The organism is Halomonas shantousis (genome assembly GCF_054654615.1).
The window spans coordinates 3,232,570-3,255,140 of record NZ_BAAIER010000002.1; the positions used below are offsets into that span (position 1 = coordinate 3,232,570).

A 22,571-nucleotide genomic window follows, 5' to 3' on the forward strand; every position below is an offset into this window, starting at 1 on the left:
ATACTTGGCGGGCCGAGACGGTTATGTGTGCCTCCCCCGACAATACAGTTGTCAGGAGAAGATAGCGGGTTAAATATTAATCTTCGAGCCCAGCGACCTCTCGGCCTCTGCTACGGTTACCGGTATAGATCGAACTTACTCTCTGGTTGAGGAGGCCCCTCATGGCAAACGACTGGCATGCCGATCCGCTCGTATGGGGCGAAGGCCCACGTCTGCTCGAAGTGTTTCTGGAACCGACCTGCCCGTTTTCGGTGAAGACGTTCAACAAGCTGGATGACTTTCTGGCCCAGGCCGGGGCAACGAACGTACGCGTACGGATCTGGTTCAATTCCCAGCCCTGGCATCTCCTCTCCCCCATCATCACCCGCGCCATCGTCGCCGCCTCGACGCTGGAAGGCGGCAAGGAGACCGCCAAGAAAGTCATGGCCGCCGTGGCGGCCCATCGAGAGGAGTTCGTCTTCGAGCACCACTGCACGGGTCCCAACCGTGACGTCACGGCCAACGACGTCCTCAGGCGCCTGGAGGGTTACAGCGGCGTATCGCTCACTCGCGCCTTCGAGATTCCTGACCTCGACAGCGCCGTGAAGCGTCATGCCAAGTACGCCCGCCAGAACGGTATCCATACCACACCGACCTTCATGGTCGATGGCTTGGTGGATTCCGGCATGAGCAGCGGAGATGACGTGAGCGAGTGGGTAAAGCGGCTTCGGTGAGAGAACTGCTCGAGATGACAGCCTCCCTATGCCCGGCAACAATGCAAGAGGCATTGTTGCGGCTTATCAGTCGCTCCGTCAGCTGTCAGGAACAAGAGCGGTAAAATCAAAGCGCCTCACGGACAGGACGTCATGAGGCGCTTGAAGCATCTAGTCTTGTTGAGACACGGCCAGCCGGCAGCAATTCTGTACCCGGCTCATCCCATCCGTCTCGTCGATCATTTTCAGTCCCGCGCCGCCGACGAAGACGCCCATCTTCATGTACTGCTCGACAAAATAGTTCCTGCCGGCATCAGCCTCGAAGGAAAGATAATTGTCACCGAACTCGGACTCGGTGGACAGCGTATGCTTACCAGGCGTTACCACTTCGTAGAAGTAGACACCGTTGGCCGTTTCACCGAGGACACGCTCATCCAGGGAGACGGATTTCTTCAGGGCCTGCCCCATGAAACTGTCACGGTAGATATACACCCCTGCCATATCCTGCGGCGGTGCAGGGAACTGTTTCAAGGTCATGTCCTGCTCACTGGATCCCATCGGTACCGAAGCACATCCCGAGACGACCAATGTCGCCAATAGCATGACACCAGCCAACGCATTCCTGAACATCCCCGTGCTCCTCGTTCCGATTTTTCATTTTCAATAGTGGTATCTCGCGCCGTATCGGCACGCCATTAAGCATGTATCGGCCATGAGCAAGGGTTATTGAGAAATACCTGAATTACTGACAAAGCTGCTGCGTCATTTCGCTGACGAACTCGTGGCGGGAATCACTTGAAGCTACACGGTGTGGAACCCTCATGCCGAACCAAGTACGGGATAACATTTCCGAGTGGGTGGAGCGGTTTCAGTGAGCTATCTTCCTTGGCAGATCACGACGAAATGCTCAACCATCCGAAGAAAGGACGCTCTCCATGCCTGACCGCATTCTCGTATTTTACGGTTCCTACCGCTCCGACCGCGCCGGCATACGGCTGGCCAATTACGCCGTGCGGACCTTGCAAGCGCGCGGGTGTGACGTGGAGCTGATCGATGCCAGACAGATCGACCTGCCCATGCTGGATCGCATGTACAAGGAATATCCGCCGGGCGAGGCGCCGGAGGCGATGGAAACGCTGGCGGGCAAGATTCGCGAGGCGGACGGGTTCGTCTTCGTCACCGGCGAGTACAACTGGGGCATGCAGCCCGGTCTCAAGAACCTGACCGACCACTTTCTGGAAGAGTGGTTCTGGCGCCCGGCGGGTATCGTCAGTTACTCGGGCGGCCGCCTCGGTGGCGCCCACGCCAATCTCGCCTGGCACGGCACGCTCTCCGAGATGGGCATGGTGGTCATCTCGAGCTCGGTGAGCGTGGGCCAGATTGCCCAGACGTTGGATGAGAACGGCAACCCCATCGGTGATAGCGGCCAGTCGATGGAAAAGTCCTTTGCGCGCTTCGCCGACGATCTCGGCTGGTGGACGCAAGCGGCGAAGCGGCAGAAAGAACAGAAGGCACCTCCGTTCTGATCACGTCGCCCCTGGGGACAGCGTGAGGCGCTTTCGCGGAATCAGTCAAGCGATGATGGCACCGTCGCGAAGGCATCCATTGACGATTACCGTCTACCTCGCGATAGGGGGCGGCTCCTGATGCTCAAACGCCACGGTGACGATTCATCGTCACCAACGAAACGCCAAGGATCACGGCGGCCGCACCGAAAATCTGGTAGGAAGTGATGGGCGTCCCCAACAGCCAATAGCCCAGCACCATGGTCACGACCGGCAACAAATTAAGTGAAGTCGCGGTGCGGCTCGGGCCGATCAACAACAGCGCGCGGTTGTAGCAGACCAACGCTATCAGCGACGGCCCGACCCCCAGATAAAGCACCGCCATGACGGCTTCGCCATCGAGATGCCACACCGTTTCCGTCAGCGCATTCTCCAACAGGGCAAGCGGCGCGAGAAACATCACCGCAATCCCTGTCATGGGGACCAGTGAAGCGTAAAAAGGAATCCTGCCCAGCCATTGACGCACCGCCAGGGAATAGAGCACCCACGACGCAATGGCCCCGGCCACGAAGGCATCGCCGATGTGCAGACGATGCAGGATGCCGAACGGCTCGCCATCCGTCACGGTCCAGGCAGCTCCCAGTGCCGACAGCAACACGCCCAGCCACTTGATCGCACCGAGCCGCTCCCGGAAAAAAAGCGCCATGACCAACGCCGTCACCGCCGGGATTCCGCTCTCCAGCACCGCCACGTTGGTGGCCTCCGTGGTGCGCAAGGCGGAATAGAGCATTGCATTGAACAGGGCCATTCCGGTGACCGACATTGCCGCCAGCGCCTTGGCCTGCTTCATCAGGACGTGCCGTTGCCGCCAGGCGACATGCCCGAAACAGACGAGCACGACGATGAAGGCCACCACCATTCGCCCAAGGGCGAGCGTCAGTGGCGGCAGACTGCCCGTCGCCAGCTTCCCGACCAGCAGGTTGCCGGAAAACAGCAATACCACGACGAGTAGATAGCCCGCGGCTCGAAAGGGCACCGTCGCGCTACCCTGGCTCGCGAAGAGAATGAAGCGCCTCGGAAGTCGTCAAGATGCCCTCCAATAATCCGGCCTGCATGGCTGTGGGCTGGTCCAGTTGTCACACCGCTTCACGTCGAATGCATGTCCGCACGCGGCGAACGGGTGGAAGTGCTGTCCGACTGGGACAAACCGGTGCTGCCGCTGTGGGCGGTCTACCCGCAGCGGTCCCAGCCTACTGAATCCACCAGGCTCATGTCACGCCAATGAGCGTCGCGTTTCATCGACGCCATGAACCCTCGGGCACATCGATGTCGCGTTGCGCCTTCGCCAGTGCCTGCTGCAGCCCCTCCCGATCGAGCGGTATGCAATAGGCTGGCTTGGCGCGCTCGAAGCGCCAACTTTGCGCCAGTGAGCCAGCATCGACCACGTCGAAGCCGAACTGGCACACCAATCTTGCGACGCTCTCCTTGGCCGCGTCGTCATCCCCCGCTATCGGTAGGGCGCGCCGGTTTCCCGAAGGCAGGGTCTGCCCGCCTTTCTCCAGATCGGAGGCCAGAATCGCGTTGAATACCTTCACGATACGGGAACCGCTTAAATGCCGTGCCAGCAGTTCACTCGTCGTCACCTGGCGTTCATCCACTTCCGGGATAGGCCCATCCCGATCCGGATAATAGTTATTGGCGTCCAACACGATCTTGTCGCGTAGCGGCTCGACCGGAATGCTGGCGTACTGGTGCAAGGGAATGGCGATCAATACGATTTCACCGAAGCCGATAGCCTCATGCACGCTGCCGATCCGTGCGCCGATACCCGGCGGGATACTGCTGAGCGTGTGCGGTCCCCGCGAGTTGCTGATCATGACGTCATGGCCTGTCGCAATCGCGAGTCGTGCCACTGCTCGTCCGATAAAGCCCGCACCGATAATGCCGATTCGCATGTCTCTCTCCCGTAGGTTTTGAAAAGACGATTCAACGCCGTATTGCCGAGTTACAGCCCTTCTGTAGCTACCTCCAAGATATCCGGCACTTTATTCCTTCATCCGCACGTGATAAATCTGACCTCAGTGTTTTAACTATCCACTGAGAGTTGATAATGCTGGATCGGCTCACAAGCATGGCTATCTTCGTGCGGACTGCCGATCTCGGCTCCTTTACGGCCGCCGCGGCGGAATTCGGCCTATCGACGCAGATGGTGTCCAAACACGTCATGACCCTGGAACAGCGGCTTGGATCGCGGCTGTTGCACCGCACCACACGCAGGCAGAGCCTGACCGAGATCGGGCGTATCTACCACGAGCGCTGCCAGGCGATCCTCGCGGAGGTCGAGGCGGCCGAAGCGCTGACGGAACAGGCCCGGGCCGTTCCACGGGGCCGCCTGCGGATCAACGCGCCCGTCACGTTTGGCAGTCAAGCCCTGGTTCCTCTCATCACTCGCTACCTTCGTGATTATCCGGAGGTGGAGGTCGATCTTGCCTTGTCGGATCGTCTGGTCGACCCTATCGAGGAAGGTTACGAAGCCGTCATCCGTCTCGGCCCCATCAGCGACAGCACGACATTGGTGGCACGTCCGCTCGCGCCCTATCGACTCATCGCCTGTGCCTCGCCGGCCTATCTCGCGGAGCGAGGAGAGCCCCTGACCCCTGAAGACCTCGTCGAGCATGAGTGCCTGGGGTTCGCCTACTGGTCCGGCACACTGGGCAGGCAGTGGCGTTTCAGTCGCGGCAGTTGCAGCTATGACGCTCCCGTGAGTGGGCGCCTGTACATCAACGACTGGAAGGGCTTGCTTCGCGCTGCCCTGGAGGGATTCGGCATTACACTGGGCTACGAAGCCGCATTGGCCGAGGAGTTGGCCGCCGGACGCCTAGTGCGTCTGCTGCCCGGCTATGACGGGCCATCCCGCCCCATGCATCTCCTCTACGCCACCGATCAGCGCATGACGCCCAAGCTGCGTCATTTCATAGATGACGTCGTGACGGCATTCGCCTGAACGCTTAGGCATCTGTCGAGCTTGAGCGATTGTCCCTCCCCTCACGCCTCGTCCGTTTCACCATTCACCCAGCGAGCGAAAGCGGCGGCCTGCGGATCCGTCTCCTGGACGGCATAGATCACCCAGCGTAGATGACGCCCTTCGTCGACGATCAGGCTGGTATGGTCGAAGCCGACCGCGCCTAGCCCGTCAATGTCGAGCGCCCTGACACCCTGGCAGGGCGCGTGAACGTCGTGCTGATGCCACCACTGCCGGAATTCCGGCGCGACCTTCTTGAGCTCCTCGACCAGGGCGCCGATCGCCGGGTCGCCTTCGGCGCGGGCATAGTCGCGCCGGAAACTGGAGAGAATGCGCGGGGCCTGAACCGACCAATCGGCGATCACCCGGCGCAGCGCGGGTTCGGCGAACAGCATCCACAGCAGATTGCGATACGCCGCCGGTTGCACCGCGAAATCGAACACACGGTCCGCCGCAGCGTTCCAGGCCAGCACGTCCCAACGCAGGTTCAATACGTAGCTTGGCCGCATCGACAGATCGTCCATCAGGCGTTTCACCAGCGACGGCACCTGGCACCAGGTCTTGCCCGGTTCGACGGGCGGGCGCTGGTGGGTCAGCATGAACAGATGACGCCGCTCCGCCGCGTCCAGCTGCAACGCCTTGGCCAGGTTGTCCAGAAAAGCGGACGACACGCCAATCTCACGCCCCTGCTCCAGCCAGGTATACCAGGTCACGCCGACGCCCGCGAGCGCCGCGACCTCCTCGCGCCGCAGCCCCGGCGTGCGCCGGCGCGTGCCCATGGGGAGCCCTACCGCTTCCGGCGAGATCCGCTCACGCCGAGTTCGCAGGAATTCGCCAAGTTCGTGCCGCGTACGCGCAAGCGTCCGTTCAAGAGCCATGCCGTTGCCTTTAGTAATAGTATAAACGGTTAAATTGTAACCCCTTAAGACTAGCAACAAACTGCCCGTACTTTCCGCTCAACCGTGTCTCTTTCAAAAAGGAAACGTACGCATGGCACACGCATCACGCGGCACGACCTACCTCATCGCCATCGGCGCCTTCGCGCTGGGCATGGCGTCCTACGTGACCGCCGGCCTGATCCCGATGATCCAAGCCGAGTTTGCGGTCTCCGTCTCCGTGGCCGCACAACTCGTCACAGCATTCACTCTGGCCTACGGACTGGGATCGCCCCTGTGCGTCGCCCTGCTGCCCGCCCATCGCCAGCGTGGCGGACTGTTCGGCATGCTGGGCCTGTTCGTGGTCGCCAACGCGGCCAGCGCCATGGCGACGGACATCGTGACCCTGATGATCCTGCGCGTTTTCGCCGGGGTGGCAGCGGGCACCTATCTGGCGATAGGCATCGCGGCAGCCGTCGGCGTGTCACCGGAACGCCAACGCGGCAAGGCCATTTCGATCATCATGGGCGGCATGGCGAGCGGCACCGTACTCGGCGTACCGTTCAGCCTGCTGCTCGCGGAGCGTTGGGGGTGGCAAGCGGCCTTGTGGCTGATTGCGGCGATCGGGCTCATCGCGCTCGCCGGCCTGATGTACCGGCTCCCGCCGCTACCGGCAACGCCCCCGGTGCCGGTGCACAAGAAGTTCGCCATCCTGGCCGACCGTCACGTCATCGGCCTGCTTTCGATTTCGCTGCTGGCCGCCATTGCCAGCCTGGGCATGTACACCTTCATCGCCCCGCTGGTGACGGCTCATGGCGAGCAACCGGTGACCGCGTTCCTGTGGGTCTGGGGTGTCGGCGGCGTGTTCGGCAGCTTCCTGATCGGAACGTTGGTGGACCGTTTTCAGGGGCACACGTTGATCTTCGCCATCCTGCTACTGCTGGGCGCCTCGCTGATTGCCCTGCCGCTTCTCATCGGTCTCGATGTCTGGTTCGCGCTTTTGCCCATCGCGCTCTGGGGCGCCGTGGGGTGGGCGCTTCAGGTCCCGCAGAACAACGAACTGATGAAGGCGCGAGACCAGCATGGCGACGGCAACCTGGCGGTGGCGCTGAACGAATCGGCGCTTTATCTGGGCAGTGCCATGGGGGCTTCGATCGGCGGCCTGGCCCTGGCCTTGCAGGTGCCGGTCGACATGCTGTCGGTCGGCGCGGGGTGCGTCGCCCTGCTGGGAATCGGCGTGCAACTCGGCTATCTGCGCACCTCGGGACGGCGCACCGTATCTCATTGAGTGTGTGGGAATCGGCAATGCGCTCAGAGTCAGAGCGGGCCAGGCTGTCATTCCATCAAGCTGCGCTCGCCGTCGGCCGCACGATGATTTCACTGACGTCGACCTCGGCCGGCTGCGCAATAGCAAAGGCAATCGAGCGGGCGATGGCATCCGCGGGAATCGCCCCGGCACGGAAGGCCTGCATTGCATCGCGAGCGGTGGCATCGGTGATCGAGTCGGCCAACTCGGACTCGGTAACGCCGGGGCTGACGACCGTGACTCGGATGTCGCCACCTACCTCCTGCCGCAGGCCTTCGGAAATCGCCATGACCGCGAACTTGGTCGCGCAATAGACCGCCGCCGTTGGCGACACGCTGTGTCCGCCGATCGACGACAGATTGATGATCTGCCCGGAGCGCTGGTCCTGCATCACCGGCAGCGCTGCCGCAATGCCATGCAGAACGCCTCGCACATTGACGTCGATCATGCGGTTCCATTCATCGAGCTTGAGTGCCTCGAGCTTGGAAAGCGGCATCACACCGGCATTGTTGATGATGACATCGACACGGCCGTAGGTTTGCTGAGCGGCAGTGACGAACGTACGCATGGATTCGATCGACGTGACATCCAGCTCACGATAGTCGGCCGTACCGCCCGCTTCGCGAATCTCGTTGGCCAGGCGCTCGAGCCGGTCGGTGCGCCGCGCGCCCAGGAGCAGCTTGGCCCCCAGGTGAGCCAGGTGCCGTGCGGTCGCCTCGCCAATACCACTGCTGGCGCCTGTAATCAGTACGATCTTGTTGGAGAGATCCGACATGGGTGTTTCCTCTTTTCTGGTGATGGCCAGGCAAGTGCCCGATCGATGAGGAAGCAGTCTATTCATCCACGCGAGAGGGATAATCGGCGCAACACTTCATATTTCATGAAGCATTCGATACATGATCGGCGCTTCTCGACCGACGACCATGTCGCTTCAGAAAATCGATGAAGGCCCGCATGGCGGCCAGATGATGACGTTGGCGGGGATAGCAGAAGTGGAAGCCTTCGAAGGGGGCGCACCATGGCTCGAGCATGGTCACCAAGCGTCCTTCCCGGATCAGCGGCGCCGCCCAGTCCTCGACGGTGAAGGCGATACCGACCCCGTTGACGGCCGCGTCGAGCATGGCTCTCAGGTCGTTGACTATCAGTGGCCCGTGCACCGCGACACGGAACCAGCCGCCGTCGCGCGAGAACTCCCACTGATAGGGATGCATCTGACCCGGCCAGCGCCAATTGATGCAGCGATGCCGATGCAGGTCGGCGGGCGTCTGTGGCTGGCCATGGCGCCTCACGTATTCCGGCGAGGCCACTACACAGTGGCGCAGCGCGGGGCCCAACGGGATCGCCACCATGTCCTGCTCGAGCAACTCGCCCAGACGAATGGCACCATCGAAACTGGCTTCGATCATGTCCACCGGTTGATCGTCCAGGGTCAGATCGAGCTCGATCTCGGGATAGGCTTCGGCGAATGCCGCCAGCAGCGGCTCGAGATAGAGCTGGAACCCCACGCGGAAGGCATGAACCCGCAGCCGGCCGCGGGGCCGCTCGCCCAGTTCCACGGCATCGGTGACCGCAGCCTCGACCTCGCTCATCGCCGGGCCGAGCCGTTGCAGTAACCGCTCGCCGGCCTGGGTCAGCGCCACCCGGCGCGTCGTGCGGTTGAACAGCCGCACCCCCAGGCGGGTTTCCAGCCCCTTGATCGTCTGGCTCAGCGCCGAGGGGGATACTTGCAAGGCCTCCGCGGCGCGCACGAAACTGCCCTGCTCGGCCACGGCGAGAAAGGCTTGGAGCTCGGCGAACTCACTCCCGCGCATCGTTACCTCGATAGCTTCAATGGTTGGGGATAGCGCATCGTCAGCACTACCCGCCCAATGTCGTGCTGCCAGTCAGGATTCCCGGCCGGCGGCCAACGCCTGTCATCGCCGCAGTGTATTGCTTCGGCGTGGCCCCGAACGTACGCCGGAACAGCGCGATGAAGGCACTGACATTCTCATACCCCAGTTCCAGCGCCACCCGTGTCACCGCATGGCCTTCCGCCAGCATTTCCAGCGCACGCAGCAATCGCACCCGCTGCCGCCACTCGGTCAGGGTGAATCCCGTCTCGCTCACGAAGCGTCGCGACAGCGTGCGTGGCGCCATACCCGCCCAAGCGGCCCACTCCTGCAGTCGCCGAGCGTCGTCTGGCCGTTCCGATAGCGCCCGGGCTACCTTCAACACTCGCGGATCTGTCGGCATCGGCAGCCTCAGCGCTTCATGAGGCAACGTGCGGATTTCATCCAGGAGCACTTCGGCCAGTCGATGCTGCGCAGCATTCAGGCTTCCTGCCGGGACCTGCACCAGTCGTGCCACCACTTCGCGCAGCAGGCCCGAGACGGCAAGCGTACAGGGCCGGTCAGGCAAATCGGTGCATGCCAAAGGCAGAACATAGGCGCTCCATCCCGAAAACGCACCATGCGAACGCAGGCCATGCACGACACCGGGCGGCACCCACACGGCATGCGTTGCCGGGACCACCCACTGGCCGCTATCGGTATCGACCGACACCAGGCCATTCAAGGAGCCCAGGAGTTGACCACGGGCATGCCAGTGCCGCTGCGTCGTACGAAGCGTCTCGGAGTGCAGCGCGGCTGCGACGACCAGTGGCCCTTCGCTAGACGAGGCTACGGCATGGGCAACCAGAGGTGACGGCATAGTATGGCCTCATTGCGCTATCCATTGACCTTTATAGCGCAATACTGCCGATCTCATGAGCGTAGAGTGAACTTGCCATATCAACGAGGACCTACCCATGCGAGCCGAAGACATCCTTCCCGACCACATGAACCAGATCGAACGCGACGGCATCGTCATTCGCAAAGGCAACGTCGGCGCTTTTCTCATCAACGCCAAACGTTGGTGCGAGCCAGCGACACCGCCCAACGAGCGAGCAACGCTGGAACGCGACATACTCGAGGCGTTGCCCGCACTGCGCGCCCTGGGTCTGTTCGAGGTACTGGCCGTGCGCGACTCGGCACTGCAGCAACTGATCGAGTCGCACTAGGCTCGGCAGCGGGCCGTCGGCACAATGGTGCGGCGGCCCGCCATTGATCTCGCGTCTCAGCCAAAGCGCATGAGCCATTCCGGCTCACCGGTGTGGGTATCCTCGCTCTCGCCCACGATGACGAATCCATTCGCTTCATAGAAACGCACGGCCCCGACGTTCTTGCGATAGACATGCGCCTCGATCACGGGCCGCAGCGACTTGGCGTGATCCAGCAACGACCGGCCGATGCCCTGATTCTGACTCTTGGGCATCACGAACAGGGCAGCCAGCGTCGCCTCGTGCAACGAGACGAACCCTTTTATGTCTCCTTCTTGCTCGTAGATATAGTTTTCGGCAGACGGCAAATAGGCTTCCTGCATGGCCGACCGTTGGGAATGCCAGAACGAATCAGGCACGAAATCATGGGCCTCGCACGAGACCTCCAGCCAGAGGGAGGCCATGGCCGGTATGTCACGGGACGTGCCTAGCCGGATCCTGCAGCTACGATCAGTCATTTTTGCATTTTCTAATGGAGTGGAATCCGCACGATCTTGGCGGATCGGCGCAATGCGCACAAGCGAGGGAGACAAAACTCCCTCATAGCTGAGCCTCGATTGCCAGCTTATCGATAATCGATCATATAACTTAGCCTCAACGTGTCAGACCTAAGGAACAAGAAATGAACGAACTCCAAGAATTCGCCAATAAAATATTTGTCTCTCAACCCTTTAGCCAGTTTATCGGCGCGCAGCTTACCGAGGTGGGAGAACGTAACGCGGAAATCACATTGCCCGTTCACGACAATCTGAAGCAGCAGCACGGCTATATTCATGGTGGTGTTATCAGTTATCTTGCTGATAACGCTATCACTTTCGCGGGCGGCTTAGCCTTGGGCGGCAATGCGCTCACTTCTGAGTACAAGATAAATTATCTGAGGCCGGCAACGGGAACGAAGCTCATCGCTCGCGCTTCTGCTAAAGGGGTCGGCAAACGACAGGCCGTATGCGTATGTGAGATATATGCATTCGAAGATGGTGAGGAAAAATTATGTGCAATTGCACAAGAAACAGTCGTGCCATCTGCCTGATGCATGATCTTCTTCTTGATTGAGCTTGTCTTTCGGCCCGCCGAGACCTGGTGTGGCCTCCATCTCAGTCCAGGAGGCGTTTCCACCTCTCTGGCAAATGCATCATATGGCGGCTGCAGATCGATCCACTTCCCCGTACTCTAAGAGCTCTAGACTTACACACAGGAAATAGGCGATGACCGAACGCACGATCGATTGCTGGCTGACCGACATGGATGGCGTACTGATCCGCGAGGACCGGGCGCTGCCCGGCGCAGCCGAGCTGATCGGGCAGTGGCGCACGGCGGGGACTCCCTTCCTCGTGCTCACCAACAACTCCATTTATACGCCACGCGACCTGAGCGCGCGTCTCGCCCGCGTCGGCCTCGAGGTTCCCGAAGACCGCCTATGGACTTCGGCCCTGGCCACCGCCGCCTTCCTGCACGATCAGGCCCCCGGCGGTTCGGCGTTCGTGATCGGCGAGGCCGGGTTGACCACGGCAGTTCACGAGGCCGGATTCGTGATGACCGACGTCGCTCCCGACTTCGTGGTGCTCGGCGAGACGCGTACTTATTCCTTCGAGTCGATCACCCGGGCAATCCGGCTGATCAAGGGCGGTGCGCGCTTCATCGCCACCAACCCCGACGTTACCGGCCCCAGCCCGGAGGGACCGCTCCCCGCCACCGGCTCGGTGGCCGCGCTGATCACCGCCGCGACCAAACGCGAACCCTACTATATCGGCAAGCCCAACCCGATGATGTTCCGTTCGGCGATGAACAAGTTGGGCACGCATTCGGAGCGCACCGGCATGATTGGCGATCGCATGGACACCGACGTGATCGCGGGCATCGAGGCCGGTCTGCATACGGTACTCGTGCTGAGCGGCATTTCCACGCGGGAAGACGTCGAACACTACCCGTTCCGCCCACGAGAGATTCTCGACTCGGTGGCAGACCTGCTGGCCTAGCTGCTCGGCACTGGCGCCCGTGTCTTCGGGCCGTAGACACCGCCCGGCTCAGTCGCCGGCGCTCGATGGCGATGGCGCAGAAGACGTCGGCTGCGCATCGTTCAGCGATCGACCATCGTCATCATCTTCTCGCCGTAACGCGGCCCCGCGATCTTGTCCGGCGCCAGGGCCTCGTCGAGGATCTGCATCTGCTCGGGCTCGAGAGTGAGGGCGGCAGCGGCCACGTTCTCTTCGAGATACTTGCGACGCTTGGTGCCGGGAATCGGCACGATGTCGGGGCCCTTGTGCAACAACCAGGCGAGCGCGACCTGTCCGGGCTGTACACCCTTGGCCGCGGCGATGTCGCGTACCGTCTGGGCGGCCTGTACGTTGGCGTCGTAGTTGTGGCCCTGATAGCGCGGATCGTTATGCCGGAAATCGTCCTGCGGATACTCCTCCGCGCGCTTGACCTCGCCGGTCAGGAAACCCCGTCCAAGTGGCGAAAAAGGCACAAGGCCGATACCCAGCTCGCGCAACGCCGGGATCACGTCGTGTTCCAGGTTGCGTTCCCACAACGAATACTCGCTTTGCAGCGCGGACACCGGATGCACAGCGTGGGCACGACGGATGTTGGCGACGCCGGCCTCGGAGAGACCGAAAAAACGCACCTTGCCCTGCTGGACCAGATCCTTGACCGTGCCGGCCACATCCTCGATCGGCACCTGGCGGTCGATGCGGTGTTGGTAGAGCAGGTCGATGTGATCGGTGCGCAACCGCTTGAGCGAGCCCTCCACGGCCTCGCGGATGTGCTCGGGGCGGCTGTCGGTGCCGACGTTCCTGCCATCGCGAATGTCGAAGCCGAACTTGGTGGCGAGGATCACCTGGTCACGCTTGCCCGCGAGCGCGCGACCCAGCAGTTCCTCGTTGGCATAGGGGCCATAGACCTCGGCGGTATCGAAAAACGTGCAGCCCAGTTCGATGGCGCGATGCAGCGTCGCGATCGATTCCTGCTCATCTGCCGGACCATAAGACTGACTCATGCCCATGCAGCCCAGGCCGAGCGTCGATACCTCGAGTCCTTGATTGCCGAGCTTGCGTTTGTGCAATGCCATGGTGGCTGTCCTGAATGTCGGAAGGATGGATGGGGACTATCATCGTCAATCGACGGCGAGAGCGATAAATCACTCGAAGATAGAATATGCCATCCTCGGATACATGGCCCAACGCGAACATTCCCGTCTGCTAAGTTCTGTCTGAAAAATCGGCGAGCGATGCTCAGGTAAGGCAAAAATTAGCGATAAAGCGGAGTTTACAAGGGGTAAATGAGCATTTGAGCTAATTTTTAACGCTGCATGAGTGAGCGCAGGCATTTTTCAGACAGAACGTAATTTCCAACTACCATACAGTACAGCGCGAATCGATCCGGCCTCGAGGAGGAGTGACATGACCCAACGTATTCTGTTTACCGGCGGCAGCGGCAAGGCGGGCCGGCATGTCGTCCCCTACCTGCTGGAGTGCGGTCACCGAGTCGTCAATGTCGATCTGACGCCGCTGGACTACCCCGGCGTCGATAACCTCATCGCCGACGTGACCGACAGCGGCCAGATGTTCAACGCACTGAGCAGCTATGCCGGCTTCGACGAACTGGAGCCGGGCACCGGTGTGCCGCGCTTCGATGCCGTCGTGCATTTCGCTGCGGTGCCGCGCATTCTCATCAAGCCGGACAACGAGACGTTCCGCGTCAATACGATTGGCACCTATAACGTGATTGAAGCCGCGGTAAAGCTCGGCATTCGCAAGATTGTCTTTGCCTCGTCCGAGACCACCTATGGTGTCTGTTTTGCCGACGGTGTCGTCCAGCCGCAGGTGCTGCCGGTGGACGAGGAGCATCCGACCGAGCCGATGGACAGCTACGGCATGTCCAAGGTCGTCAACGAGCGCACCGCGCAAGCGTTCCAGAAGCGCTCGGGCTTCGACATCTACGGCCTGCGGATCGGCAATGTCATCGAGCCCCACGAGTACGCGGCGAACTTTCCCGCCTATTTCGCCGATCCGACGCTGCGGCGGCGCAATATCTTCTGCTATATCGATGCGCGTGATCTCGGCCAGATCGTCGATCGCTGTCTGGCGACCGACGGCCTGGGTTATCAGATATTCAATGCCGGCAACGACGAGAATTCCGTCAACCTGACGACGCGGGAGATCATCGAGCGCTTCTATCCCGAGGTGCCCCTGACCCGCGAACTGGACGAACACGAGGCGCTGTACTCGAATCGCAAGATCCGCGACATGCTCGGTTTTCGCGAAAGGCACGCGTGGCGGCAGTATGTTACCGATCCGCGAAGGGAATAGAGCGAGGAATCGTCTTGCGCCGTGTGGCCGGTTCACGCTTGTTCATTTGACACGAATGCTTCCCTGCATGACAATGAGAATAAGTATCATTAAAATCCAACACGGCACGCTATGAACGCAGAACGCTCTCAGCTGTACTACTCCTGTGTCTTTCTGCATGTCTCCTTTCAGGCGATCCAGTCCAAGGTAACGACCGCTGCCCAGAGAGACGACACGCCCTGCTGGCTGGATGCGCGGCTGCTCAAGATGCTTTCCAGAGAGCTGCAGCGCTGCCGCCAAGAGGCTGCTCCCTTCGCGGAGGTCTGCCAGGCGCTGGATACCGCCATCTACCACTGCGACCTGCTGATGGCGCAGTGCCCCGCCTCGGTCAATTCTCGGCTCTGCCAGCATCACCTCGAGGCGATCATGTCACCGCTCAAGCTCGCCGCGGCCCGGTTATCGGGCAACGCCAGCCGGGCCTCGTCCAGTCCCCACTCCTCTTCTCGTCAAAAGCTGCGTAGCTGGTTGGGGTGGTGAACGCTTCTCCCCGCATCAGATCCACTCGGATGGGGCGTTGGCGCCACGAACCGCCGCAACTGCCGTCGCTATCCCTGGCCAGGGCATCACGATGGGAGAGCGATAAGACCGCGCCGCTGGGTGGGAGGAAGACCACTTCGCTTCGGCTGTCTGGTCAACCTGCCAGCCCAGCTTCGTAGAACTGGCGCACTCGCACCAGATCGGCCACGCCCAGCGCAATCAGGCTCATGCGCTGCTCCACACGGCTCTCCTCTTCTGCTCAGTCCGGTACCCCGGCCTCGCGCCGATTGGGCGTCACCAACCCGTAGCGGCGCATGCGCCGGTAGACGGTGGGCCGTGAGACGCCGAGCCGGCGCGCCACCAGGCTGACGTTCCAGCGGGTTTCGCGCAGGAGCGCATGCAGTGTCTGCCCCTCGCCAACCTCGGCGAATGCAGTCGACTCGGCGGGCTGCGGCGGTCTGGCCAAGCCGCCCTGGCACTCCTCCGGTAGATCGTGGATGGTGATTTCCTCGTCTTCGACCGTGGCCAACGCAAAGCTCAGCGCATTTCTGAGCTGGCGGATATTGCCCGGCCAGACGTAGGCCAGCAGTGCGCTCATGGCATCGGCCCGCAGGCGCACATGGCTTTCGCGCTCCGCGACCAGCGAGTCGTAGACGTTACGGATCACATAATGTTTATCGGCACGCTCGCGCAGCGCCGGCAAGCGTAGCTGAGCACCATTCAAGCGATAGTAGAGATCTTCGCGAAACTGCCCGTTGGCGATCAGCTCGCTCATGTTGCGGTGAGTGGCGGTGATCACGCGGATATCGACGCGCACGGCCTTTTCGGCACCCAGCGGCATCACCTCGCACTCAGCCAGTACCCGCAGCAACCGGGTCTGTAGCGACAACGGCATGTCGCCGATCTCATCGAGAAACAGCGTGCCGCCGTCAGCCTGCTGGATCAGCCCGCGCATGCCCTTGCTGCGTCCGCCAGTGAAGGCCCCGGGCAGATAGCCGAAGAGTTCGCTCTCGATCAGCGATTCGGGGATGGCGGCACAGTTCACGGCCACGAATGCCCGCTTGGCGCGCCTGCCACTGTCATGCAGGGCGCGGGCCAGTACCTCCTTGCCGGTTCTCGTCTCACCGGTAATCAGTACGCTGACGTCCTCGTTGCGCAGACGCCTTGCCAGCTTGAGCACCCGGTGCATGGCGGGATCGTCCGAGGCCAGCCGATCCAGAGCCGGAACCGGCGTAGGGGAAGGCGGCACGGTACGCGTGGCAATGCGACGCCCCCGCGGCTCGATCAGGGTCATGAAGCATGTCGTTTCGCCGGCGCGCACGCGAAAGGCCCGGACCTGCTCGTCATTGGCCGCCAGGATACCGAGCAGATCGCCAATCTCACCGTCGAACAGCTGGGTCGCGGTAGGCATCTGCCCCGGGGACCACGGCGGCCAGCGCCGCAGGTGTGCTTCGATCAGGGCTCGGCCCTCGCCGTTGGCGGCGATCACGCTGCCATCCTCCTCGATGGCGATCAGCCCACGGCCGTTGAGACGGACGAACTCGCGGGCCGTGTCGAAGCGCAGAATCAGACGGTCGCGGTAGCGATGCAGAAAGTAGGCGTCCTCGATCATCCGCGAGTAGAGATTCACCAGCGGCAATCCAAAGTTCTGGCTCTCTTGGGCACGTGGCGACTGCAGTGCGGAAATGTCCAGCACCGCGATGACCTGCCCCTGCGGGTCGGTGATCGGCGCCGCCGTGCAGGTCAGCTGGATATGGGTCGCATCGAAGTGCTCGCTCTGGTGACAGGTGATGGCCCGGATATCGTGGATGCAGGTCCCGACGGCGCAGGTGCCTGCATAACGTTCGTCCCAGTCAGCGCCAAGATACAGTCCGGCCCGGCGCAGCGCCGGATCCTGCTCACGCTGGCCGCGAAACTCCACGGTAATGCCGCGCCGGTCGGTCAGCAGCAGGACATAGCCCAGAGGCGCGATCTGGACGAAGAGCTGGTCGACCCCCGCACGAGCCACGTGCAGCAACTCGTCCACCGGCTCCTGATGCTCCTTGAGCGCCTGCTGGGTCAACACGCGCACCGGACGCGGGCGACCCGGGTCAAGCCGGTATTCATCGACGCAGCGCGTCCAGGAACGGCGGATCACTTCGCGGCACCCGTCCAGGCCCGTCATCCGCCCCTCGCTGAGCCGCATCAGGGTCTCGATATGCTGGCGTTGTTCGTGTCGCAGCGTCATTGCGGCCTCTTCGTTGCTCCGTCACACCCTGCGTCAGCCTCGTCGCGTGGCCATAGAGCTCTTGTTGTTGTCCAACAGACCTGCTTCCAGCCTATGCCGCCCGGGCCGGGAGTCAATCGGTGGCGTCTTCGCCCTTGGTCGAGCGTTACAGATGTAACGCCCGCGCCCCGCCTGTCACGTGACACCTGTCACGGCGGGCACGCACCGATGCCTATCGCCGCCTTCCAGCCAATACCTCTGCACGCGGAGTTTTCGTGCCTCTTCAAACGTTTGCATGCGCTCTCGCTGCGATCATCGCAACTGGCACGCTTCCTGCCATGGAGAAGGGTGTGTCACCCACTGACCGAAAGCGGAGAACAACAATGACGACACGCACGCCAACCCAGGACGTCACGCAATGGCTGGATGACTTCGAGACCGCCCTCGAAAGCCGCGACATCGAACGGGTTACGGCCCTGTTCGATGAGGAGTGCTACTGGCGCGATCTGGTCGCCTTCACCTGGAACCTCAAGACGCTGGAAGGCAAGGACGCCATCCAGTCGATGCTCAACGATACTCTCAATGCGACCCGGCCCACGAACTGGCAGATCGATGGCGAGGCCACGCAAGCCGACGGCGTCACCGAGGCGTGGTTCACCTTCGAGACCGGTGTCGCCCACGGCAAGGGCTTCCTGCGCCTGAAGGACGGCAAGTGCTGGACATTACTGACCACTATGCAGGAACTCAAGGACCACCCCGAGCCGTGCGGCTTGAATCGTCCCAAGGGGGCCGAGCATGGCGCCAGCAAGAGCCGCGAGACTTGGCTCGAGACCCGTCAACGCGAGCAGGAGGAGCTCGGCTACAGCCATCAGCCCTACTGCGTGATCATCGGCGGTGGCCAGGGCGGTATCGGTCTTGCCGCCCGCCTGCGCCAATTGAACGTGCCGACCATCGTCATCGACAAGAACCCCCGGCCGGGCGACGCCTGGCGCAACCGCTACAAGTCGCTGTGCCTGCACGACCCGGTGTGGTACGACCACCTGCCCTACATTCCCTTCCCCGAGAACTGGCCGGTGTTCGCGCCCAAGGACAAGATTGGCGATTGGCTGGAGATGTACACCAAGGTGATGGAACTCAACTACTGGAGTGCCACCGAGTGCGAGAGCGCAAGCTTCGATGAAGCGAGCGGAGAATGGACGGTGAACGTCAACCGCGACGGCGAGCGGGTCACGCTCAGGCCCAGGCAGTTGATCCTGGCCACCGGCATGTCGGGCATGCCCAACGTGCCGCACTTCCCCGGCGCCGAGACCTTCGAGGGCGAGCAGCAGCACTCCAGCCAGCATCCCGGACCGGATGCCTACCGCGGCAAAAAGGTGGTCGTGGTGGGTGCCAACAACTCGGCCCATGACATCTGCGCGGCACTCTGGGAAAACGACGCCGACGTGACCATGTTGCAGCGCTCGTCGACCCATATCGTCAAGTCCGACTCGCTCATGGAACATGCCCTAGGCCCGCTCTACTCCGAGGAAGCGGTACGCAACGGCATCACCCACGACAAGGCCGACCTGATCTTCGCCTCGATTCCCTACAAGCTGCTGCCCGACTTCCAGCGCCCCGCCTTCGACCGGATCCGCGAGCGCGACGCCGAGTTCTACAAGAAACTCGAGAACGCCGGGTTCATGCTCGATTTCGGTGCCGACGACTCGGGGCTGTTCCTCAAGTACCTGCGGCGCGGCTCCGGCTACTACATCGACGTGGGCGCCTGCGACCTGGTCGCCAACGGCGAGATCAAACTGCGCAGCGGCGTGAGCATCGAGCGCATCAACCCGCGCTCGGTGACGCTCACCGACGGCTCCGAACTGCCCGCCGATCTGATCGTCTACGCCACCGGCTACGGCTCCATGAACGGCTGGGCAGCACACATCATTTCCCAGGAAGTGGCCGACAAGGTCGGCAAATGCTGGGGAATGGGCTCCGACACCCCCAAGGACCCGGGCCCGTGGGAAGGCGAACTGCGCAACATGTGGAAGCCCACCCAGCAGCAGGCGCTGTGGTTCCACGGTGGCAACCTGCACCAGTCGCGCCACTACTCCCGGTACCTGGCGCTGCAGCTCAAGGCGCGCATGGAGGGCATCCCTACCCCCGTCTACGGCCTGCAGGACGTGCACCACCTCGCTTGATAAGCATGGGCAAGAAGGGCTGGCACACCGCTGCCGGCCTGGTTGGCAACACGACAAGGAGCACATATCTCATGACATTGAACGACAAGACGGCACTGGTCACGGGTGGCGGACGCGGTATCGGCCAGGGCATTGCGCTGGCCCTGGCAGAGGCAGGCGCGCATGTGGTGATCGCCGACCGGGACACGGCCATCGCCGAAGAAACGGCGGAAAAGGTAAAAGCTTGCGGGGGCCGGAGCCTGGCCCTGCAGGTCGATGTCACCGATCCCGATTCGATCCAGCGAATGATCGGCGACATCGAATCCGATTTCGGCCCGCTGGATATCGCCGTCAACAATGCCGGCATCATCAGCATCCACTCGATAGATGCGCTGTCGGCCGAGGAGTGGGACCGCATCATGGCAGTGAACGCCAAGGGCGTTTTCCTGTGTACCCAGGCCGAGCTCAGGGTGATGCGCCCGCGACGCTTCGGACGCATCATCAATGTGGCGTCGATCGCCGGCAAGGTCGGCTTTCCCGACCTCTCGCACTACTCCGCATCGAAGTTTGCCGTCATCGGTTTTACCAATGCGGTCGCCAAGGAAGTGGCTACCGAAGGCGTAACGATTAACGCTCTTTGCCCCGGTATCGTTGGCACCGGCATGTGGCGGGGCGATGAAGGCCTGGCCGGGCGCTGGCGTCAGGACGGCGAGAGCGAAGCGGAGTCGTGGGAACGTCACCAGAAGACGCTGCTTCCCCAAGGCGAGGCGCAGACCCCTGAGGACATGGGGCAACTGGCAGTCTATCTCGCCAGCGCCGCCCATGTGACAGGGCAGGCCATCGCCGTGGATGGAGGCTTTTCGCTATGAGCCCATCTGAGCGTCACGATATCTTGTAACGCTGAAGGTCCCACTGTCATTGTCACCTAGCGGTCTTGTCCGAAAATCCGGCGAGGCTTTTTTCAACACCACGCTTCCCGCCCATGCCGACAGTGACCTGGCGGCATGGCGGCGCCGCGCCTCCCAGTGGCTGGCCTCATTCAGCGCGTCTTTCAGAGTCAGAGGGCCTTTCAGAATCGGCGGACCTTTCAGAATCAGAGGATCTTTGCTCGGCATCCTCCTCCGCGGGCTTCGAGCGGCTGCCGGATGCTTCGCCAAGCGCGATATCCTCCTGGCCGATAACCACCACCTCTCTCGGCCACCATTCTGGATGGTTGTCGCGGATGAAGGCCAGCAGCTTCTCCCGCACGTTCATTTCCGCCCCCCAGCCGGACATGGGGTCGGAGGTCATGAGGTAGCAGGTGATCGTCAGGACCGTACCGGTCTGCCCCGTCACGTAGCACAACAGCTTGTGGTGCTCGATGACGCTGTCTTCTTCCTTGGCGAACTCCAGGAATTTTTCCCGGATGCACTCGATGTCGGCGCTCAGGTGCAGGGGCATCTCCATGCTTTTATACTCTTTGGCGCTCTTGACCGACAGATTCTCGAAGGGCTTGGAGACGAAGTAGGTCACCGGCACGATCAAGCGCCGCTCATTCCAGACGCGCAGGCGGATGAAGGTATAGAAGATGCCCTCCACATAGCACCACTGACCTTCGAACAACACCAGATCGCCGATGCGGATGGGCTTGGCCAGCGACAGCTGAAACGAGGAGAGGATATTGCTGAGCACGGCCTGGCCCGCGATACCCACCAGTACCGCCAACACACTGGCCGACGCCAGCAGGGACAAGCCCAACGACTCGAAGAGCTGAATCTGGCCCAGCATGTACACCGAAACGGCGATAATCGTGATCAGGATGATGACCCGACGCAACGCATAGAGCGAGGTCAGCAACCTGCGTTCGTCCTTGGGTTTAGTGTCGTCGATCTCCCCCACCAGCCGCCGCGTCATCCGCAGCATGATGGTGTCCACCAGGCGCAGCGCGATCGTACCGACACCCCAGGCCAGGATGGCGATCAACATGATACGAAGCGACGTGGTGGCCACGGCCGAGAAGGACACCACATAGTCGAGCAGAATCTGAGTCACCGACGACATGACGATGAGCGCCATGGGGCCCTTGATCCGATGGACGAAGATGCTAGGTGAGCCCGAAGGCAACCAGTGACCCACCAGCCCGACCAGGCTGTAGACCCCCCACCCCACCAGGCCAACCGCCAGCAGGAAAAGCGGAATGGCGAGCCACTCCCACACCATGAGCACCCCGAACGAGACCTTGAGACGATCCGGGATGTATTCCTCCAGCAGTGACGGGCCGTACTGTTCATAAAGCAGCGGGATCGACGCCACACTGTCCGGCATGATCAACCACACCGGCTCCTCATCGTCCACCCGGTAGCGGCCCAGACGAATGTCATAGGTCTGGCCTTCGGCCTTGAGCGAGGCCAGCTCGAGATTGCGCCGCGGCTTTCCTGCCAGGGGATTCTGTCCCGTAGCGTCCTCGATGGCGGCATCGCGACGTCCGGAGAGGCTGGAGACATTGATCCATTCGCCACGCCGCAGCACCTCGGACAGTTGCCGGGCCAGCTCTCCCCCTCGCGCCTGCTGCTCCTCCCGGCTCAGCTCGGAAAGATTGAGCACATGCGCCGCAGCGGCAAAGTCTTCCTGTTTGGTCAGTTCCAGAAAGCTGCGGATCGACTCGCGCGGCGTCGCACGCTTGACCGTCTCGGGCACCTCGCCCAGCCCCTGATTGATCGCCTCGGCGGAGAACCACTGCTGCTGCTCGCTCTCTTCTTGCTGCGTCGACGGCGATTGCTGCATCTGCGCCACGCACAGACTGGAAAACGTGACGCTCATTGCCATTAACAGCAATAGGAGCCATGAGCCGTTTTTTTTCATACGCGCCGTTCCCTTTGAGGTGGATCGTCCATGTAGGCCACCCGGATCGCCCCCGATCCGGCCGGG

The 22,571-nt window shown here is 61.9% G+C and carries 21 protein-coding genes and 1 pseudogene; 11 read left to right on the top strand and 11 right to left on the bottom strand.

All coding sequences use genetic code 11. The features are described from left to right. The first annotated feature begins 161 nt into the window (after window positions 1-161). Window positions 162-713 carry a DsbA family protein gene (locus tag ACYQ12_RS15315; protein WP_459873391.1) on the top strand — a complete coding sequence of 184 codons (552 nt, stop codon included), beginning with the start codon at window positions 162-164 and terminating at the stop codon, window positions 711-713. Between the two features lie 150 nt (window positions 714-863). On the opposite strand, the gene ACYQ12_RS15320 is transcribed toward ACYQ12_RS15315, so the two are convergent. Continuing rightward, window positions 864-1,223: a DUF2846 domain-containing protein gene (locus ACYQ12_RS15320; RefSeq protein ID WP_459873393.1), complete on the bottom strand. Its 360-nt coding sequence runs from the start codon at window positions 1,221-1,223 to the stop codon at window positions 864-866. A 404-nt stretch (window positions 1,224-1,627) separates the two neighbouring features. Between ACYQ12_RS15320 and ACYQ12_RS15325 the strand changes: the two genes are divergently transcribed. Further along, window positions 1,628-2,218 (top strand): NADPH-dependent FMN reductase, encoded by a 591-nt coding sequence (locus ACYQ12_RS15325; protein ID WP_459873395.1) that lies wholly within the window; start codon window positions 1,628-1,630, stop codon window positions 2,216-2,218. Window positions 2,219-2,342: 124 nt separating this feature from the next. On the opposite strand, the gene ACYQ12_RS15330 is transcribed toward ACYQ12_RS15325, so the two are convergent. Together ACYQ12_RS15330 and ACYQ12_RS15335 are read right to left on the bottom strand one after the other, a co-directional pair. Beyond that, on the bottom strand, window positions 2,343-3,233 hold the full coding sequence (locus ACYQ12_RS15330; protein ID WP_459873397.1) for a DMT family transporter: 891 nt from the start codon (window positions 3,231-3,233) through the stop codon (window positions 2,343-2,345). A 259-nt stretch (window positions 3,234-3,492) separates the two neighbouring features. After that, window positions 3,493-4,176: pseudogene (locus ACYQ12_RS15335) on the bottom strand (NADPH-dependent F420 reductase); the annotation flags it as partial. A gap of 152 nt (window positions 4,177-4,328) precedes the next feature. Here ACYQ12_RS15335 and ACYQ12_RS15340 point away from each other — a divergent pair. Further along, a complete protein-coding gene (locus ACYQ12_RS15340) occupies window positions 4,329-5,201 on the top strand; it encodes a LysR substrate-binding domain-containing protein (protein ID WP_459873402.1) in 873 nt (290 codons plus the stop codon). A gap of 41 nt (window positions 5,202-5,242) precedes the next feature. Here ACYQ12_RS15340 and ACYQ12_RS15345 read toward each other — a convergent pair whose 3' ends face one another. After that, window positions 5,243-6,097 (bottom strand): helix-turn-helix transcriptional regulator, encoded by an 855-nt coding sequence (locus ACYQ12_RS15345; protein WP_459873404.1) that lies wholly within the window; start codon window positions 6,095-6,097, stop codon window positions 5,243-5,245. A 112-nt stretch (window positions 6,098-6,209) separates the two neighbouring features. Between ACYQ12_RS15345 and ACYQ12_RS15350 the strand changes: the two genes are divergently transcribed. Continuing rightward, window positions 6,210-7,382: an MFS transporter gene (locus ACYQ12_RS15350; protein WP_459873406.1), complete on the top strand. Its 1,173-nt coding sequence runs from the start codon at window positions 6,210-6,212 to the stop codon at window positions 7,380-7,382. Between the two features lie 55 nt (window positions 7,383-7,437). Here ACYQ12_RS15350 and ACYQ12_RS15355 read toward each other — a convergent pair whose 3' ends face one another. The 3 genes from ACYQ12_RS15355 to ACYQ12_RS15365 form a co-directional block, all read right to left on the bottom strand. Continuing rightward, the gene (locus ACYQ12_RS15355) at window positions 7,438-8,175 is read right to left on the bottom strand and encodes an SDR family oxidoreductase (protein WP_459873408.1); all 738 of its coding nucleotides are present in this window, start codon (window positions 8,173-8,175) and stop codon (window positions 7,438-7,440) included. 103 nt (window positions 8,176-8,278) lie between these two features. Continuing rightward, window positions 8,279-9,211 (bottom strand): LysR family transcriptional regulator, encoded by a 933-nt coding sequence (locus ACYQ12_RS15360; RefSeq protein ID WP_459873410.1) that lies wholly within the window; start codon window positions 9,209-9,211, stop codon window positions 8,279-8,281. 46 nt (window positions 9,212-9,257) lie between these two features. Continuing rightward, window positions 9,258-10,088: an AraC family transcriptional regulator gene (locus tag ACYQ12_RS15365; RefSeq protein WP_459873412.1), complete on the bottom strand. Its 831-nt coding sequence runs from the start codon at window positions 10,086-10,088 to the stop codon at window positions 9,258-9,260. Between the two features lie 97 nt (window positions 10,089-10,185). Between ACYQ12_RS15365 and ACYQ12_RS15370 the strand changes: the two genes are divergently transcribed. Continuing rightward, a complete protein-coding gene (locus tag ACYQ12_RS15370; RefSeq protein ID WP_459873414.1) occupies window positions 10,186-10,437 on the top strand; it encodes a hypothetical protein in 252 nt (83 codons plus the stop codon). A gap of 56 nt (window positions 10,438-10,493) precedes the next feature. On the opposite strand, the gene ACYQ12_RS15375 is transcribed toward ACYQ12_RS15370, so the two are convergent. Next, window positions 10,494-10,934 carry an N-acetyltransferase gene (locus ACYQ12_RS15375; RefSeq protein ID WP_459873416.1) on the bottom strand — a complete coding sequence of 147 codons (441 nt, stop codon included), beginning with the start codon at window positions 10,932-10,934 and terminating at the stop codon, window positions 10,494-10,496. A 164-nt stretch (window positions 10,935-11,098) separates the two neighbouring features. Between ACYQ12_RS15375 and ACYQ12_RS15380 the strand changes: the two genes are divergently transcribed. Further along, on the top strand, window positions 11,099-11,506 hold the full coding sequence (locus ACYQ12_RS15380) for a PaaI family thioesterase (RefSeq protein ID WP_459873418.1): 408 nt from the start codon (window positions 11,099-11,101) through the stop codon (window positions 11,504-11,506). Window positions 11,507-11,681: 175 nt separating this feature from the next. Beyond that, on the top strand, window positions 11,682-12,452 hold the full coding sequence (locus tag ACYQ12_RS15385; protein ID WP_459873420.1) for an HAD-IIA family hydrolase: 771 nt from the start codon (window positions 11,682-11,684) through the stop codon (window positions 12,450-12,452). Window positions 12,453-12,553: 101 nt separating this feature from the next. Here the strand turns inward: ACYQ12_RS15385 and ACYQ12_RS15390 are convergent, their stop codons facing one another. Further along, the gene (locus tag ACYQ12_RS15390; protein ID WP_459873422.1) at window positions 12,554-13,543 is read right to left on the bottom strand and encodes an aldo/keto reductase; all 990 of its coding nucleotides are present in this window, start codon (window positions 13,541-13,543) and stop codon (window positions 12,554-12,556) included. 331 nt (window positions 13,544-13,874) lie between these two features. Here ACYQ12_RS15390 and ACYQ12_RS15395 point away from each other — a divergent pair, with 331 nt between their 5' ends. Both ACYQ12_RS15395 and ACYQ12_RS15400 read left to right on the top strand, forming a co-directional pair. After that, window positions 13,875-14,783 carry an NAD-dependent epimerase/dehydratase family protein gene (locus tag ACYQ12_RS15395; protein ID WP_459873424.1) on the top strand — a complete coding sequence of 303 codons (909 nt, stop codon included), beginning with the start codon at window positions 13,875-13,877 and terminating at the stop codon, window positions 14,781-14,783. Window positions 14,784-14,894: 111 nt separating this feature from the next. After that, window positions 14,895-15,299 (top strand): hypothetical protein, encoded by a 405-nt coding sequence (locus ACYQ12_RS15400; protein WP_459873426.1) that lies wholly within the window; start codon window positions 14,895-14,897, stop codon window positions 15,297-15,299. 259 nt (window positions 15,300-15,558) lie between these two features. Here ACYQ12_RS15400 and ACYQ12_RS15405 read toward each other — a convergent pair whose 3' ends face one another. After that, window positions 15,559-17,526, bottom strand: coding sequence for a sigma-54-dependent Fis family transcriptional regulator (locus tag ACYQ12_RS15405; RefSeq protein WP_459873428.1), 1,968 nt, complete (start codon window positions 17,524-17,526; stop codon window positions 15,559-15,561). Window positions 17,527-17,888: 362 nt separating this feature from the next. Here ACYQ12_RS15405 and ACYQ12_RS15410 point away from each other — a divergent pair, with 362 nt between their 5' ends. Both ACYQ12_RS15410 and ACYQ12_RS15415 read left to right on the top strand, forming a co-directional pair. Next, a complete protein-coding gene (locus ACYQ12_RS15410; RefSeq protein ID WP_459873430.1) occupies window positions 17,889-19,685 on the top strand; it encodes an NAD(P)/FAD-dependent oxidoreductase in 1,797 nt (598 codons plus the stop codon). 71 nt (window positions 19,686-19,756) lie between these two features. After that, entirely contained in the window at window positions 19,757-20,533 is a 777-nt protein-coding gene (locus tag ACYQ12_RS15415; RefSeq protein ID WP_459873432.1) for an SDR family NAD(P)-dependent oxidoreductase, read from the top strand. A gap of 166 nt (window positions 20,534-20,699) precedes the next feature. Here ACYQ12_RS15415 and ACYQ12_RS15420 read toward each other — a convergent pair whose 3' ends face one another. After that, window positions 20,700-22,505, bottom strand: a complete 1,806-nt coding sequence (locus tag ACYQ12_RS15420) for a mechanosensitive ion channel family protein (protein WP_459873435.1) — start codon at window positions 22,503-22,505, stop codon at window positions 20,700-20,702. Window positions 22,506-22,571: the final 66 nt, after the last annotated feature.